Origin of the sequence: Halomonas alkalisoli (genome assembly GCF_021412585.1) — a bacterium.
Taxonomy (GTDB): domain Bacteria; phylum Pseudomonadota; class Gammaproteobacteria; order Pseudomonadales; family Halomonadaceae; genus Halomonas; species Halomonas alkalisoli.
The window spans coordinates 93,646-107,076 of sequence record NZ_JAKCMI010000019.1 but is presented as its reverse complement, the minus strand read 5'-3'; the positions used below and the strand labels follow the sequence as shown (position 1 = coordinate 107,076).

The following is a 13,431-nucleotide window of genomic DNA, read 5'->3' as shown; positions in this document are numbered from 1 at the left end:
CCCGGCACCTCCCCGCGGCTTGCCGGCCGCCGCCACCGGGCGGCGGCCGGCCTCTGCCCTCTGTCATGCAAGACCGTCATTCAAGGACTGTCATTCAAGGTCTGTCTTTCCAGGACCAGCTTTCTTTAACGAGTCACGGAGTCATCCATGAGCACTCACGATTCCGCGCCCGGAGCCCCGGCACGGGGGGGCGACCCTGCGCAGGCTCTGCCCACCAACCGGTTGAGCCACGTTCTCGACACCGCCATCGCGGTGATCGGCAAGACGCTCTCCTGGCTGTGGATCGCCACCCTCGCCGTCGTGCTGACCAATGTCTTCAGCCGCTTCATCCTCGGCCGCGGCTCCATCGCCCTGGAGGAGATGTCCTGGCACCTGTTCGGCGCCACCATGATCCTCACCCTGGCCTATGCCGTGGTCACCGATGACCACGTCCGCGTCGACGTGCTGCGCGAGAAGTTCTCGCTGCGCTTCCAGGCCTGGGTCGAACTGCTCGGCATCGTCCTGCTGGTGCTGCCGATCCTCTACTTCATGATCGACAACCTCGCCGAGTACGCCTACCGCTCCTTTACCCGCGGTGAGCGCTCCCAGGCGCCCAGCGGCCTGCCCTATCGCTTCATCATCAAGAGCACGCTGCCCATCGGCATGGCCCTGATCGCCATCGCGCTCTCGTCGCGGGCGCTGCGCTGCTGCACCTACCTCTTTCGCTTTCCTCGGGAGCTGCACCTGCGTCGCCCGACCGACTTTCGCTAACGAGGATCATCATGGGTCTCGAAGAATATCTCGTCATCGGCATGTTCGCCGGGTTCATGGGGCTGCTGCTGCTCGGCTTCCCCGTGGCCTGGGCGCTGGCCGGCATCGGTTTCCTGTTCGCCATCGTCGGTCATGTGCTGGTCGAGCACATGGGCGCCGATCTGTGGTTCTCCTGGGGCGGCACCATCGGCGTGCTCGACCGACGGCTCTACGGCATCGTCGCCAATGAGCTGATGGTGGCGCTGCCGCTGTTCATCTTCATGGGGATCATGCTCGACCGTTCCGGCATCGCCGAGCGGTTGATGAATTCCCTGGTGCGGGTGCTCGGCGGCCTGCGCGGCGGCTATGCGGTGACGGTGGTGATCGTCGGCGTGCTGCTGGCGGCGTCCACCGGCATCGTCGGTGCCTCGGTGGTGCTGCTCGGCATGCTCTCCATCGGCCCCATGCTGCAGGCGAAGTACAACAAGTCGCTGGCCGTGGGCACCGCCTGTTCGGTGGGTACCCTGGGCATCCTGGTGCCGCCGAGCATCATGCTGGTGCTGATGGCGGATCGCCTGGGCACCTCGGAGGCCTCGGTGGGCCGGCTGTTCATGGGCGCGCTGATTCCCGGCATCATGCTGGGGGTGATGTACATCGCCTTCATCGTGATCGCGGCCTATATCAAGAAGGACCTGGCACCGGCGCCGGCGAACCGCCAGCCGCTCAATGCCCGGGCGCTGCTCGAGGTGCTGATCGCCGTGCTGCCGCCCATGGCGCTGATCGTGGCGGTGCTCGGTTCGATCTTCACCGGCTTTGCCACCACCACCGAGGCCTCGGCGGTGGGCGCCCTGGGGGCCATGCTGCTGGCGCTGTTCAATCGCCGCCTGAGCTTCGACATCGTCTCCAAGGCGCTCTACCAGACCACCCGCACCACCGCCTTCATCTTCGGCATCTTCGTCGGCGCCACCATCTTCGCCGTGGTGCTGCGCGGGCTGGGCGGCGACGACGTGATCCGCGATGCCATCACCGGGCTGCCCTTCGGGCCCGCCGGGGTGGTGCTGACGGTGATGCTGGTGGTGTTCCTGCTCGGCTTCTTCCTCGACTGGGTGGAGATCACGCTGATCATCCTGCCGCTGGTGGCGCCGGTGGTGTTCAGCCTGGGCGTCGACCCGGTTTGGTTCGCCATCCTCTTTGCCATCTGCCTGCAGACCTCGTTCCTGACGCCGCCGGTGGGCTTCGCGCTGTTCTACATCAAGGGCGTCTGTCCCCCGGGCATCACCACCGTCGATATCTACAAGGGCGTGGCGCCCTTCGTGGCCATACAGCTGCTGGGGCTGGCACTGGTGTTCTTCTTTGAGCCGCTGGCCACCTGGCTGCCCTCGCAGGTCTACAGCGGACGATGACCCACAATCGGAGATACGCTCATGCAACTGACTGACCGCACAGCCCTGATTACCGGCGCCGCCGGGGGTATCGGGCGCGCCATCGCCGAACGGTACGCCCGTGAGGGTGCCCGGGTCGCGATTGCCGACCTCAACCTCGACGCTGCCGAAGCCGTGGTACGCGCCATCCGCGAGCAGGGTGGCAAAGCCATGGCCGTGGCGATGGATGTGACCGACGAGGCGGCCGTGGAGGCCGGTGTCACGAGGGTCGTTCAGGAATGGGGGCGCCTGGACATCGCCATCGCCAATGCCGGAATTCAGCATATCGAGCCGCTGCATACCCTCAGCTTCGCCGACTGGCGCAAGGTCGTCTCGGTGCATCTGGACGGCGCCTTCCTGCTGACGAGTGCGGCCCTGCGCCAGATGTACCAACAGCAAAGCGGTGGCTGCCTGCTTTACATGGGCTCGGTGCACAGCAAGCTCGCCTCACCGCTCAAGGCGCCCTATGTGGCAGCCAAGCATGCCCTGCTCGGGCTATGCCGCACGGTGGCCAAGGAGGGCGCGGCACACCGGGTGCGCACCAATGTCATCTGCCCCGGCTTCGTGCGTACGCCGCTGGTCGACAAGCAGATTCCCGAGCAGGCCGCCGCACTGGGAATCTCCGAGGAAGCGGTGATACGCGACGTGATGCTCAAGGACACCGTGGACAGGGAGTTCACCACCCTGGACGATATCGCCGAGGTGGCACTTCACCTCGCCGCCTTCCCCACGGCGGCGCTCACGGGCCAGTCGATCGTGGCCAGCCACGGCTGGTATATGCAGTAGCGCGAACTCACCAGGCAGTCGGCCAAACCGACTGCCTGGCGCAGGGAACGGGCACAAGAGCAGGGGCCGGCCAATTGACACCACCATTAGGGAACGCTGTTCTGCTATAGGCGTTTCGCCTAGAATGGGCTCACACTTCCACAACGCGTGCCGACGCCCATGTCTCAGACTGAAACCAACTTTGCGCCTGGACGCATTCTGCTCTTCAATCTCCTGGGTGCCATCCTGGTGTGGACCTGGATGTCGCCTGGGCTGATGTTCTGGACGGAGATCGATGATGCCGTCTTCTTCGCCACCAACGCCTGGCTCGGCGAAGAGAACGAAGCCTGGGTGCTGTTCGTGGCGGCCACCAACAATCGCCTGTTCGACGTCGCAAGCCTCATGATCCTGCTGGCGATCTATCTCTGGGCCATCGGTCGCGATCCCGACCCGCATCACCGCATGCTGCGCTGGGGCGGCATCGGCGTCACCATGCTGCTCTCGGCGGTTTTCATCGCCCAGGGAGTTCGCATGGTGGTGCCCTACACCCATCCCAGCCCTACCCTGGTGTACGAGAACGTCAACCTGATCACCGAGATGGTCGACTTCTCGACCAAGGACAGCTCCAGCAGCAGCTTCCCCGGCGACCACGGCGTGAACCTGGTGCTGTTCACCGCCTTCATGTGGCGCTTTGCGGGGCTCAAGGTGATGCTGGTCAGCGCCCTGTTCGCCGTGCTCCTCAGCGCGCCGCGCATCCTCAGCGGCGCCCACTGGTTCAGCGACGTCTACTTCGCGGCCATCGCCATCAACCTGGTCGTCGCCCCCTGGATCCTGCTCACGCCGCTGGCACCGGCGCTGTCGCGAGCCCTTACCGCCGGGATGATTCGGGTACGTAACGCCTTGCCGGGCCGTTAGGGAAAGTCGCTTGCCTATTGCGCTAGATATCCTGGCTGCCGGCGGTACTCGCATTCCTCATTGAGCCGCCAGTCAACTCCGGATGCTCCGTTCCGGCGGCAGCCAGCCTATCTTCGCTCATTACGGCAATCGGTCTTTCCCTATTTCTTCGGATGTTGAAAAGCGCGGCCATGGCCGCGCTTTTTGCTTGCTTCAATTCGCTTTGCGCCAGCCTCCTAGTACCCGCTGATCCGGGCCGAAGAACACCAGCCGGTCGTGATCGATGAGGTAGCGGTAGGCCGTTTCCATCATGGTGGTGACGCGACGGGCATCGTCGAGCTGCGGGCAGCCCATTTTCGTGCTGGCCAGCTCGCGGAACTGGATGCGATTGCCGTCATCCAGCTGCACCCTGCCATTGATCGCGTTGCAGCCGTCATGCCCGCTGACGCGGCCGTCGGGCGCAATCACGAAATGGGGCGTGGTGGGCATCGAGAGGCGTTCATCGGTGCCGACCAGCAGCAGGTTCCAGCGCTGCCCCACCACCGGCCCATCCAGCTTGCCCCCCGATGATTCCACGGCGCGCCTGTCGACATCGGAGGGTTTGCTGCTGCAGGCCGCCAGCGTCAGCGCCAGCAGGCCCATCAGCAGGCTACGGCCCAGGTAATTCCGTTTCATTATTGGTGCATCCTTAATCATTTCTTAGAGGGTGTTTACAAATGTCACGAGCGACGGCCAGGCAAGGCGAAATCAGCCGAAAAAGCGGAGTTTACGGGGTTGTAAATGAGCATTTTGAGGCTGATTTCAACGCCGCATGGCCTAGCGCAGTAGTTTGTAGACACCCTCTTACCAGGTGCCGGTGTTTTCCATGGATACCCAGGGCTCGCTGGGCGGCAGCGCCTCGCCCCTCTGCAGCAGCTCGATGGAGATGCCGTCAGGACTGCGCACGAAGGCCATATGGCCGTCCCGGGGTGGCCGATTGATGGTCACTCCATTCTCCTGAAGCCGCTCGCACAGGGCATAGATATCATCGACCCGGTAGGCCAGGTGGCCGAAGTTGCGCCCACCGGTGTACTCCTCGGGATCCCAGTTCCAGGTCAGCTCCAGCTCGGGAGCCTTGAGCTCGGCCGAGCGCGCCTCGTCCTCCGGCGCTGCCAGAAATACCAGGGTGAAGCGCCCCTTCTCGTTCTCCTTGCGGCGCACCTCCTTCAGTCCGAGCAGGTCGCAGTAGAAGCGCAGCGACGCATCCAGGTCGCTGACGCGCACCATGGTGTGCAGAAATTGCATAAGCCCTCCTTGTCTTTCATCTCTTCAGGCGAACAGCCCGGGAAACGCTGAACAAGTCGTCGAGCGAGATGAATCGCAAGGCGCACGGAGCACAGGAACCGGAGCATATGGGGTATATGTGAGGATTCCGAGCACCGCGCAACGCAGCGATTCGCTCGCGCAGACAGTTGTGCAGTGTTTTCCTAATCATGAGTGTACTCGTTGAAGACAGCCGGTGTCCGGTCCTCGTGACGCCAGGTCAGCACGGCGTAATCGTCGTAGCGACCGGTTTCCATGCCAGGAGAACCGTGGGGCATGCCCGGCACCGTCAGCCCCACCACGTCGGGCTTCTCCTCGAGAAGGCGATGGATATCGGCGGCGGGCACGTGGCCTTCGATCACGTAGCCCTCGACCAGCGCCGTGTGGCAGGAGGAGAGTTCCGGTGTGACGCCATGCTCCACCTTCACCGAGCGCATGTCGCGGGTCTTGTGCTGACGCACCTCGAAGCCCGCTTCCTTGAGGTGGTCGGCCCAGTCGGTACAGCAACCACAGTTGGGATCCTGGTACATCTCGACCACCGGACCCGCCTGGGTGCTGGTACCAGGAGTCAGGGCCAGGTACAGGGCCAAGGCGCCTCCGATCAGCAGGGATAATGCCGCCGCCTTTTTCGTCTTGCGGTTTGCCGTTAGGGTTTTCATGCTAGGGACTCCTGAAGCGTTGACGCCGGATAATGGAATCGTGACAAGCCCATGGCGGCTTGCCAATAGCAAAGACAATGGAGACGGCGAAATGTCGCATTATTGTGATCTGGCACCGGGTCACCCGTTTCACGGCCCCTACCACGACGCGGAATATGGTTTCCCGGTCGATGACGACCAGGTGCTTTTCGAGCGGCTGGTGCTGGAAATCAACCAGGCGGGGCTCTCCTGGCTGACGGTATTGAAGAAGCGCGATGCCTTTCGCCTCGCCTTCGAGGACTTTCACATCGACCGGATCGCCGACTATGCGGAGGATGACCGGCAGCGGCTACTGAGCAATGCCGGCATCATCCGCAACCGCCTCAAGGTGGATGCGGTCATACACAATGCCGGGGTCGTGCAGTCGCTCCGTCGGGAGCACGGCAGCTTCAAGGCCTGGCTGGACCACCACCACCCACTGCCCCATGCCGACTGGGTCAAGCTGTTTCGCAAGACCTTCCGCTTCACCGGGCCCGAGATCGTCGGCGAGTTCCTGATGAGTACCGGCTACCTGCCCGGCGCCCATCGCGACGACTGCCCGGTCCACGCCCGTATACTCACTGCCAGCCCCGCCTGGCTGTCAACCTAGCCGTTTTCGGGCAGGCCCGGCGCGAGACAAGAAGAAGGAGAGAGCACCTTTGGATACCCTGACTCAGGCGGCACTGGGTGCGGCGGTGGGGGGCGCCGTTCTCGGCCGCCGACTGGGCCGCAAGGCGGTGGTGATCGGTGCAGTCCTGGGCACCCTCCCGGATTTTGACGTCTTCATCGACTACGGCGATGCGGTGGCAAACTACACCGAGCACCGCGGCTTCACCCACTCGCTGTTCATGCTCACCGGGCTTGGCACGCTGCTGGCACTCATGGCCGACCGTTTCGCCCCGGCCCGTGATATTGCCTTGCGCCACTGGTGGGCCTTCTTCGTCCTCTGCCTGGTCACCCACCCGCTGCTCGATGCCCTGACCACCTACGGCACACAGCTATGGTGGCCGATGGACCTGCGGCCCAGTGCCTGGCCGGTAGTCTTCATCATCGATCCGCTCTACACCCTGACGCTGCTGGCAGGAATCGGCGTGGCGCTGGTCACCGGCAACGGCCGGCGCGGCCCTGCCTGGGGACTGGCGCTCTCCAGCGCCTACCTGCTGTTCGCCATGGGTGCCAAGGTGCTGGTGGAGCACCGCCTCGAGCCGGTGCTGGCCGAACAGGGGCTGCAGGACACGCCGCGCCTGGTACAGCCCACCCCCTTCAATACCCTGCTATGGCGCGTGACCCTCATCGACGAGGCGCAGCATCACGAAGCCCTGATGAGCCTCTTCGACGGTGACAGGCCGCCTGCCTTCGAGACCTTCGAACGCGGCGCCGAGCTTGAGCCCACCGCGCTGGCGCTCGAGCGGGGTGAGCGGCTCGACTGGTTCGCCGGCCCCTTCCTGCGATACGAGGTCCGCGACCTTGAGGGTGAAGAGACCCTGGTGGCCACCGACCTGCGCCTCGGCTTTCCGGGCTTTCATGCCTTCAGCTTCACCCTGGCGGTCCGCGAGGACGGCGACTGGCGGCCGGCGGCCCCGACAGAGCTGCTCCCGGCCGATGTCCGCGCCGACCTCGACGTCCTGGGGCAGTTGGCCTCGCGCATCTTCAGCCCCGAACCTCCGCTCTGTACCAGCCATTTCGTCGCCGACCGCTGGGTGGTCGACACACCGGAGTCATGCTGAGCGGCGCCTAGCGACAAGAGGGCCTGGCACGACGCAGCGGGGGCGGCCCATGGCCGCCCCCGCTGTGCTATTTCGCCGGACTATTTCACCGGACTATTTCACCGGGCTATTTCGACAGACTATTTCTTCGACGGACGGTGCCGACATACTCCTTGACCGGTCTCTGTCGGCATTGGCTGAATGGCTCAGAGAGCGGCCACCAGCCCGTCGATGGCCTGCCTGGCCTCCTTGAGCGAGGCATCGCGATGCCCCTCCCCCATGGCCAGCCCCTCGGCGAACACCACCGTCACGTCGGTGATGCCGATCAGGCCCAGCATGCCCTTGAGATGCGGCGTCTGGCTGTCCATCTCGGTGCCGGCGTACTGCCCGCCGCGGGCCGCCAGGATAACGGCACGCTTGCCCTCCACCAGGCCCTGGGGCCCCTTGTCGGTGTAGCGGAAGGTTTCACCGGCACGCAACACCCGGTCGAACCAGGCCTTGAGCTGGGAGGGAATGCCCATGTTGTACAGGGGCACCGCCAGCACCAGGACGTCGTGCGCCTTCAGCTCGTCGATCAGCCCATCGGAGCGCTCGGCCAGGGTACGCTGCTCGGGCGTGCGCTCCGCCGCCGGCACCTGCCAGCTGGAAAGCTCGGCGACACCAAGGTGCGGCAGCTCATCGGCCACCAGGTCGCGGCGGGTAACCTCGATGGTGTCCCGCTCATTGCTGCGTGTGGTGAAGTGATCGGCCAGGGCAATGGACTGGCCCTGAGCGCCGAGGATGGAAGAAGTGACGACGAGTGCACGGGTGGTCATGGCGGTTCTCCTGAAACGATGACGATCAATGACCGCCATTCTATTGCGCCAAATAATCGTATAAAAGCGCAACATTTCGCCCAAGAAAGACAATTAAATCGAAAGGATTCCACCAAAACACAAAAGCCCTGCCGCATGCGGCAGGGCCCTTGTCAGCTTCTCATGGCGCCGTGATGGCGCCCGGTATCAGCTGAAGTTCTGGGCGACGAAATCCCAGTTGATCAGGTTCCACACGCTGTCCAGGTACTTGGGACGGGCGTTGCGGTAGTCGATGTAGTAGGCGTGCTCCCACACATCGATGGTCAGTACCGGGGTCTGGCCATGGGCGATGGGGGTATCGGCGTTGCTGGTATTGACGATATCCACGCCGCCATCGTCGGTCTTGACCAGCCAGGTCCAGCCGGAGCCGAAGTTGGCCACGGCGTTGGCGTTGAAGGTCTCCTTGAACTTGTCGAAGGAGCCGAACTTGGCATTGATCGCCTCGGCCAGCGCACCGCTGGGCTCGCCGCCACCGTTGGGCGACAGGCAGTGCCAGTAGAAGGTGTGGTTCCACACCTGAGCCGCCTGGTTGAACAGGCCGCCTGACGCGCTCTTGATGATCTCTTCCAGCGACTTGCTGGCGTTGTCGGTGCCTTCGACCAGCTCGTTGAGCTTGGTGACATAGGCCTGGTGGTGCTTGCCGTAATGGTATTCGAGGGTCTCGGCGGAGATGTGCGGCTCGAGCGCGTTCTTTTCGTAGGGCAGTGCGGGCAATTCAAATGCCATCGGGTCTTGCTCCTTGCTTTCACGGTGGGAATCGAGGCGATCCGGACTTGCCTCCTGGCCGCCTCGTCGGTATTTTCCAAGCATACACTAGATTAATTCCAACGGGCACCATGTCAAGCGACCCTGATGAAAAACCGGCTGATACCGCCGCGGAGCGACTGCTGCGCCTGCTGAAGTCCCGCGGGCCGCACTCCGCAGCCGAACTCGGCGATATGCTCGGCACCACCGGCGAGAACGCCCGCCAACAGCTGAGCAAGCTCGCTGTCCGGGGGCTGGTGGCCCAGCGTGCGCGACCGGGTGGCGTCGGTCGCCCCGCCATCGAGTGGCGACTCACCGAGGCCGGCCACGGCCGCTTTCCCGACACCCACGCCGAGCTCGCCTCCAAGCTGATCGTCAGCGTGCGCGACACCCTGGGCGAAGCGGCGCTGGACCGGCTGGTGGAGGCGCGTGGCGCCGAGACCCTGGCCCACTATCGCCGCGAGCTGGCGGATGCCGGGACCCTGGCGGCACGGGTCGCGCGCCTGGCCGAGATCCGCAGCCGTGAAGGCTATATGGCCGAATGGCAGGAAGACGCGGACGGCAGCCTGCTGCTGGTCGAGAATCACTGCCCGATCTGCAGCGCCGCCCGCACCTGCCCGGCCTTCTGCCACTCCGAACTGCAGGTGTTTCGCGCCGTGCTGGGCCCGGACGTCAGCGTCGAGCGTGTCGAGCACGTGCTGGAGGGGGCACGACGCTGCGCCTATCGAATCATCAAGCAAGGAGGTTCATAGCTGGCGCTGCGGCCTCCGCCAAGGCGCCTGACGGCGCCAGTCGCGATGGAAACTCGGAGCGCCGAACCGAGCGCTCCTACAGCTGCCTTTTCCTGCCATAACAGGCGACTACCACCCTGTAGGAGCAGCTTTAGCTCGCGACTGGAGGCCGCAGGACTCCCGGCGGTGTTGCCGGTATTCGCGACGACAACCAACCTTTCAGCCTCCGCCGAGGCGCCTATCGGCGCCAGTCGCGATGGGGACCAGCGCTCCAACAGCTGCTTTCTCCACCAATGTCGCCACGCCGCTGTCGGAGTAGCTTCAGCTCACGACTGGAGGCCGCAGGCCTCCCGGCGGTGTTGCCGACGCCAACGATCACCGCCAACGCGGCGGCCTCCACCACGCGCCTGCTGAGTCGTAATCAGGTAAGCCTAAGGCGCGATGCCCTGCCCACACCCTCTCAACGTCTCCCCCTCGATGGTCAGGGTCACCCGTGCGGGGAACGGCTCGCCGCTCATGTCATCGAAGCAGGCCCTCGCTTCCAGCCACAGCTCGAAAGGCTGATCGGTCAGGCCGCTGGCCAGGGACACGCGCCCCTGGGCGTTGTCCATCGCGGTGACGCGGTAGGGCAGCGTCAGCTCCCGCGCACCATAGTCCAGCGTCAGCGTCAGTTCTGGGGTGTCATGCGCCAGATTGACGTGCCAGCCCGGCTCGTTGCCGCGGCCGTGGAACATCACCCCGGGGCGCTGCTCGCGGGTCAGGGGGGAGCGGGCCATGTCGGCACTGCAGTCGAGCCGGCCGTTGGCGCTCTCCACCACCGCGTCTCCTCCCTTGTTCCAGAAGCTGAGATCGCCCTGCTGGTAGCGCGCACCGCTGGCCACCACCGCCGGTGCCAGGCGATAGCCGCCGTGGGCGGACCACAGCCGCAGCTCGCGCTCGCCAAAGGCGGTGACCAGATCCTGTTGCGGCGTGCAGCGCCAGGCCTCGAAGCGCTCGGCGCCACCGGGAAAGAGCAGCGAAGGCAGCAGCGGCGCGGTGCTGGCGACCTGACTGGTGCCGGGACGCGGCCCGTCGACGGGTGTAGCGGCACAGCCGACCAGCAACAGCGAAGCGGCAGCCAGCAGCGCTGGGCGAAGGGAAAAGGGTCCACAAAGCGTCATGACAGTTCCTTGGGCGTATCAAACCGACACAGCATAACAGGCGCCGGGGCGAAGGCCGCGGCGCCTGTTTTCACGCTTGCTGTCGAAGCATGCCCGCCCCGGGCGCGGGATCAGCCGTGGCGTCGGCGCAGCTCCCGGGCCGCCTCGACCATGTTGGCCAGGGCCGGCTCCACCTCGGCCCAGCCGCGCGTCTTGAGGCCGCAATCGGGATTGACCCACAGCCGCTCGGCCGGGATCCGCTCGGCGGCCTTCTCCATCAGCTGCACCATCCAGTCCACCTGGGGAATGTTGGGCGAGTGAATGTCATAGACCCCGGGGCCGATCTCGTTGGGGTAGGCGAAGTCCTGGAAGACATCGAGCAGTTCCATGTCCGAGCGCGACGTCTCGATGGTGATCACGTCGGCGTCCAGGGCGGCGATGGCGGCGATGATGTCGTTGAACTCCGAATAGCACATGTGGGTGTGGATCTGGGTCTCATCCCGAGCCACGGCGGCGGTCAGGCGGAAACAGGCCACCGCCCAGTCGAGATAGGCCGGCCATTCGCCGCGCCGCAGCGGCAGCCCTTCACGCAGCGCCGGCTCGTCGATCTGGATGGCCGGAATGCCCGCCGCCTCCAGGTCGGCCACCTCGTCGCGCAGCGCCAGGGCGATCTGGCGACAGGTGGTCGAGCGGGGCTGGTCGTCTCGCACGAAGGACCACTGCAGCATGGTCACGGGGCCCGTGAGCATGCCCTTCATCGGCCTGTCGGTGAGCGTCTGGGCGTACTCGCTCCAGCGCACCGTCATCGCCGCCGGACGCGCCACGTCGCCCACGATAACCGGCGGCTTGACGCAGCGTGAACCATAGCTCTGCACCCAGCCGAAGCGGGTAAAGACGTAGCCCTCGAGCTGCTCGCCGAAGTACTCCACCATGTCGTTACGCTCGGCCTCGCCATGCACCAGCATGTCGATCCCCAGCCGTTCCTGGCGTACCACCGCATCGGCGATCTCGTCGCGCATGCGCGCTTCGTAGTCGTCACGGCCCAGCTCGCCGGCCTTGAAGGCTCGCCGGGCCGCACGAATCTCGGCGGTCTGCGGAAAGGAGCCGATGGTGGTGGTGGGAAACAGCGGCAGGTCCAGCGCGCGCCGCTGCTGCCGGGCCCGCTCGGGGTAGGCACCGGCACGGCGAGTGTCGCCCTCGGCGATGCCGGCCAGCCGCTCGGCCACGGCCGGCTTGTGGATTCGCGGCGATTCGCGACGAGCGTCCAGCGCCGCGGTGGCGGCCTCGAGCCGTCCGCGATCCTCGGCGGTGGCGCGGTTGTCCAGCAGTCGCGACAGGGTCACCGTCTCGTCGAGCTTCTGGCGGGCAAAGGCGAACCAGCTCCTGAGCTCCTCATCCAGATCGGTCTCGGCGTCCAGGTCCACCGGCACATGCAGCAGTGAGCAGGAGGGTGCCACCCAGAGCCGCTCGCCCAGGCGCATGCGGGCACCGGCGAGCCGCTCACGCAGCACCGCCAGGTCGGCCCGCCAGATGTTGCGTCCATCGATGGCCCCCACCGAGAGCACCTTGTAGCCAGGCAGGTTGTCGATCACCGTGGTCAGCTGGCCGGGATCCCGAACCACATCGATATGCAGGCCATCCACAGGCAGGCTGACCGCCAGCTGCAGGTTGTCGCCAAGCCCGCCGAAGTAGCTCGCCACCATCAGCTTGACCGGCGCGTTGCGTAGCGTGTTGTAGGCCGACTCGAAGGCCTGCTTCCACTCCCTGGGCAGGTCCTGGACCAGCGCCGGTTCATCGAGCTGTACCCACGTCACCCCCTGGTCGGCAAGCCGAGCCAGGATCTCGCCGTAGACCGGCAACACGGCATCGAGCAGCGACAGGCGATCGAACGCCTCGTCGCCCTTCTCCTTGGCCAGCCACAGCCAGGTCAGGGGACCGGTCAGCACCACCTTGACCGGGTGACCGGCGTCACGGGCCTCGGCCACCTCGTCGAACAGCCGGCTGCTGGCGAGCTGGAAGCGCTGCCCCGCGTGCAGCTCAGGGACCAGGTAGTGGTAGTTGGTATCGAAGTACTTGGTCATTTCGCAGGCGGCGGCGGGCTCACCGCTGGGGGCCCGGCCACGCGCCATGCGGAAGGTGGTGTCCAGATCGACTTCGCCGGCGGCGACTTCCTCGTTGGCACCAAACCGCGGTGGCACGGCGCCCAGCAGCGTGGAGACGTTGAGCACGTGGTCGTAGAAGGCGAAGTCTCCCACCGTGACCAGATCGAGCCCCGCCTCTCGCTGCACCTGCCAGTGGCTACGACGAAGCTCACGGCCGGTGGACTCCAGCGCCTCGCGGTCAATCTCACCGCGCCAGTAGGCCTCGACGGCGTGCTTCAGCTCGCGACCGCCGCCGATTCGCGGATAGCCAGATATATGAGCTAATGTCATGATGATGTCTCTTCTACATGAATGAATGCAGAGTAGT

The 13,431-nt window shown here is 65.2% G+C and carries 14 protein-coding genes; 7 read left to right on the top strand and 7 right to left on the bottom strand.

Annotation, left to right across the window (positions count from 1 at the left end; translation table 11 throughout):
• The first annotated feature begins 147 nt into the window (after nt 1–147).
• From LY622_RS06280 to LY622_RS06265, 4 genes are all read left to right on the top strand, one after another.
• Nucleotides 148–750 (top strand): TRAP transporter small permease subunit, encoded by a 603-nt coding sequence (locus LY622_RS06280; protein ID WP_234280942.1) that lies wholly within the window; start codon nt 148–150, stop codon nt 748–750.
• An 11-nt stretch (nt 751–761) separates the two neighbouring features.
• Nucleotides 762–2,132 (top strand): TRAP transporter large permease, encoded by a 1,371-nt coding sequence (locus tag LY622_RS06275; protein ID WP_234290095.1) that lies wholly within the window; start codon nt 762–764, stop codon nt 2,130–2,132.
• A gap of 21 nt (nt 2,133–2,153) precedes the next feature.
• On the top strand, nt 2,154–2,936 hold the full coding sequence (locus LY622_RS06270; RefSeq protein WP_234290094.1) for a 3-hydroxybutyrate dehydrogenase: 783 nt from the start codon (nt 2,154–2,156) through the stop codon (nt 2,934–2,936).
• Between the two features lie 159 nt (nt 2,937–3,095).
• A complete protein-coding gene (locus LY622_RS06265; RefSeq protein ID WP_234290093.1) occupies nt 3,096–3,830 on the top strand; it encodes a phosphatase PAP2 family protein in 735 nt (244 codons plus the stop codon).
• A 192-nt stretch (nt 3,831–4,022) separates the two neighbouring features.
• On the opposite strand, the gene LY622_RS06260 is transcribed toward LY622_RS06265, so the two are convergent.
• From LY622_RS06260 to LY622_RS06250, 3 genes are all read right to left on the bottom strand, one after another.
• On the bottom strand, nt 4,023–4,484 hold the full coding sequence (locus LY622_RS06260) for an META domain-containing protein (protein ID WP_234290092.1): 462 nt from the start codon (nt 4,482–4,484) through the stop codon (nt 4,023–4,025).
• 168 nt (nt 4,485–4,652) lie between these two features.
• Nucleotides 4,653–5,093, bottom strand: coding sequence for a lactoylglutathione lyase (gloA, locus tag LY622_RS06255; RefSeq protein WP_234280937.1), 441 nt, complete (start codon nt 5,091–5,093; stop codon nt 4,653–4,655).
• A 182-nt stretch (nt 5,094–5,275) separates the two neighbouring features.
• Nucleotides 5,276–5,770, bottom strand: a complete 495-nt coding sequence (locus LY622_RS06250) for a DUF411 domain-containing protein (protein ID WP_234290091.1) — start codon at nt 5,768–5,770, stop codon at nt 5,276–5,278.
• Nucleotides 5,771–5,861: 91 nt separating this feature from the next.
• On the opposite strand from LY622_RS06250, the gene LY622_RS06245 reads away from it, so the two are divergent.
• Nucleotides 5,862–6,398 (top strand): DNA-3-methyladenine glycosylase I, encoded by a 537-nt coding sequence (locus LY622_RS06245; RefSeq protein ID WP_234290090.1) that lies wholly within the window; start codon nt 5,862–5,864, stop codon nt 6,396–6,398.
• Between the two features lie 49 nt (nt 6,399–6,447).
• Nucleotides 6,448–7,515: a metal-dependent hydrolase gene (locus LY622_RS06240; RefSeq protein ID WP_234290089.1), complete on the top strand. Its 1,068-nt coding sequence runs from the start codon at nt 6,448–6,450 to the stop codon at nt 7,513–7,515.
• A 185-nt stretch (nt 7,516–7,700) separates the two neighbouring features.
• Here the strand turns inward: LY622_RS06240 and LY622_RS06235 are convergent, their stop codons facing one another.
• Both LY622_RS06235 and LY622_RS06230 read right to left on the bottom strand, forming a co-directional pair.
• Nucleotides 7,701–8,309 (bottom strand): FMN-dependent NADH-azoreductase, encoded by a 609-nt coding sequence (locus LY622_RS06235; RefSeq protein ID WP_234290088.1) that lies wholly within the window; start codon nt 8,307–8,309, stop codon nt 7,701–7,703.
• A gap of 186 nt (nt 8,310–8,495) precedes the next feature.
• On the bottom strand, nt 8,496–9,074 hold the full coding sequence (locus LY622_RS06230; RefSeq protein ID WP_223138065.1) for a superoxide dismutase: 579 nt from the start codon (nt 9,072–9,074) through the stop codon (nt 8,496–8,498).
• A gap of 110 nt (nt 9,075–9,184) precedes the next feature.
• Here LY622_RS06230 and LY622_RS06225 point away from each other — a divergent pair, with 110 nt between their 5' ends.
• Nucleotides 9,185–9,844 (top strand): helix-turn-helix transcriptional regulator, encoded by a 660-nt coding sequence (locus LY622_RS06225; protein ID WP_234290087.1) that lies wholly within the window; start codon nt 9,185–9,187, stop codon nt 9,842–9,844.
• Between the two features lie 410 nt (nt 9,845–10,254).
• Here LY622_RS06225 and LY622_RS06220 read toward each other — a convergent pair whose 3' ends face one another.
• Entirely contained in the window at nt 10,255–10,983 is a 729-nt protein-coding gene (locus LY622_RS06220; protein ID WP_234290086.1) for an MliC family protein, read from the bottom strand.
• Nucleotides 10,984–11,093: 110 nt separating this feature from the next.
• Nucleotides 11,094–13,394: a 5-methyltetrahydropteroyltriglutamate--homocysteine S-methyltransferase gene (gene metE / locus LY622_RS06215; RefSeq protein ID WP_234290085.1), complete on the bottom strand. Its 2,301-nt coding sequence runs from the start codon at nt 13,392–13,394 to the stop codon at nt 11,094–11,096.
• Nucleotides 13,395–13,431: the final 37 nt, after the last annotated feature.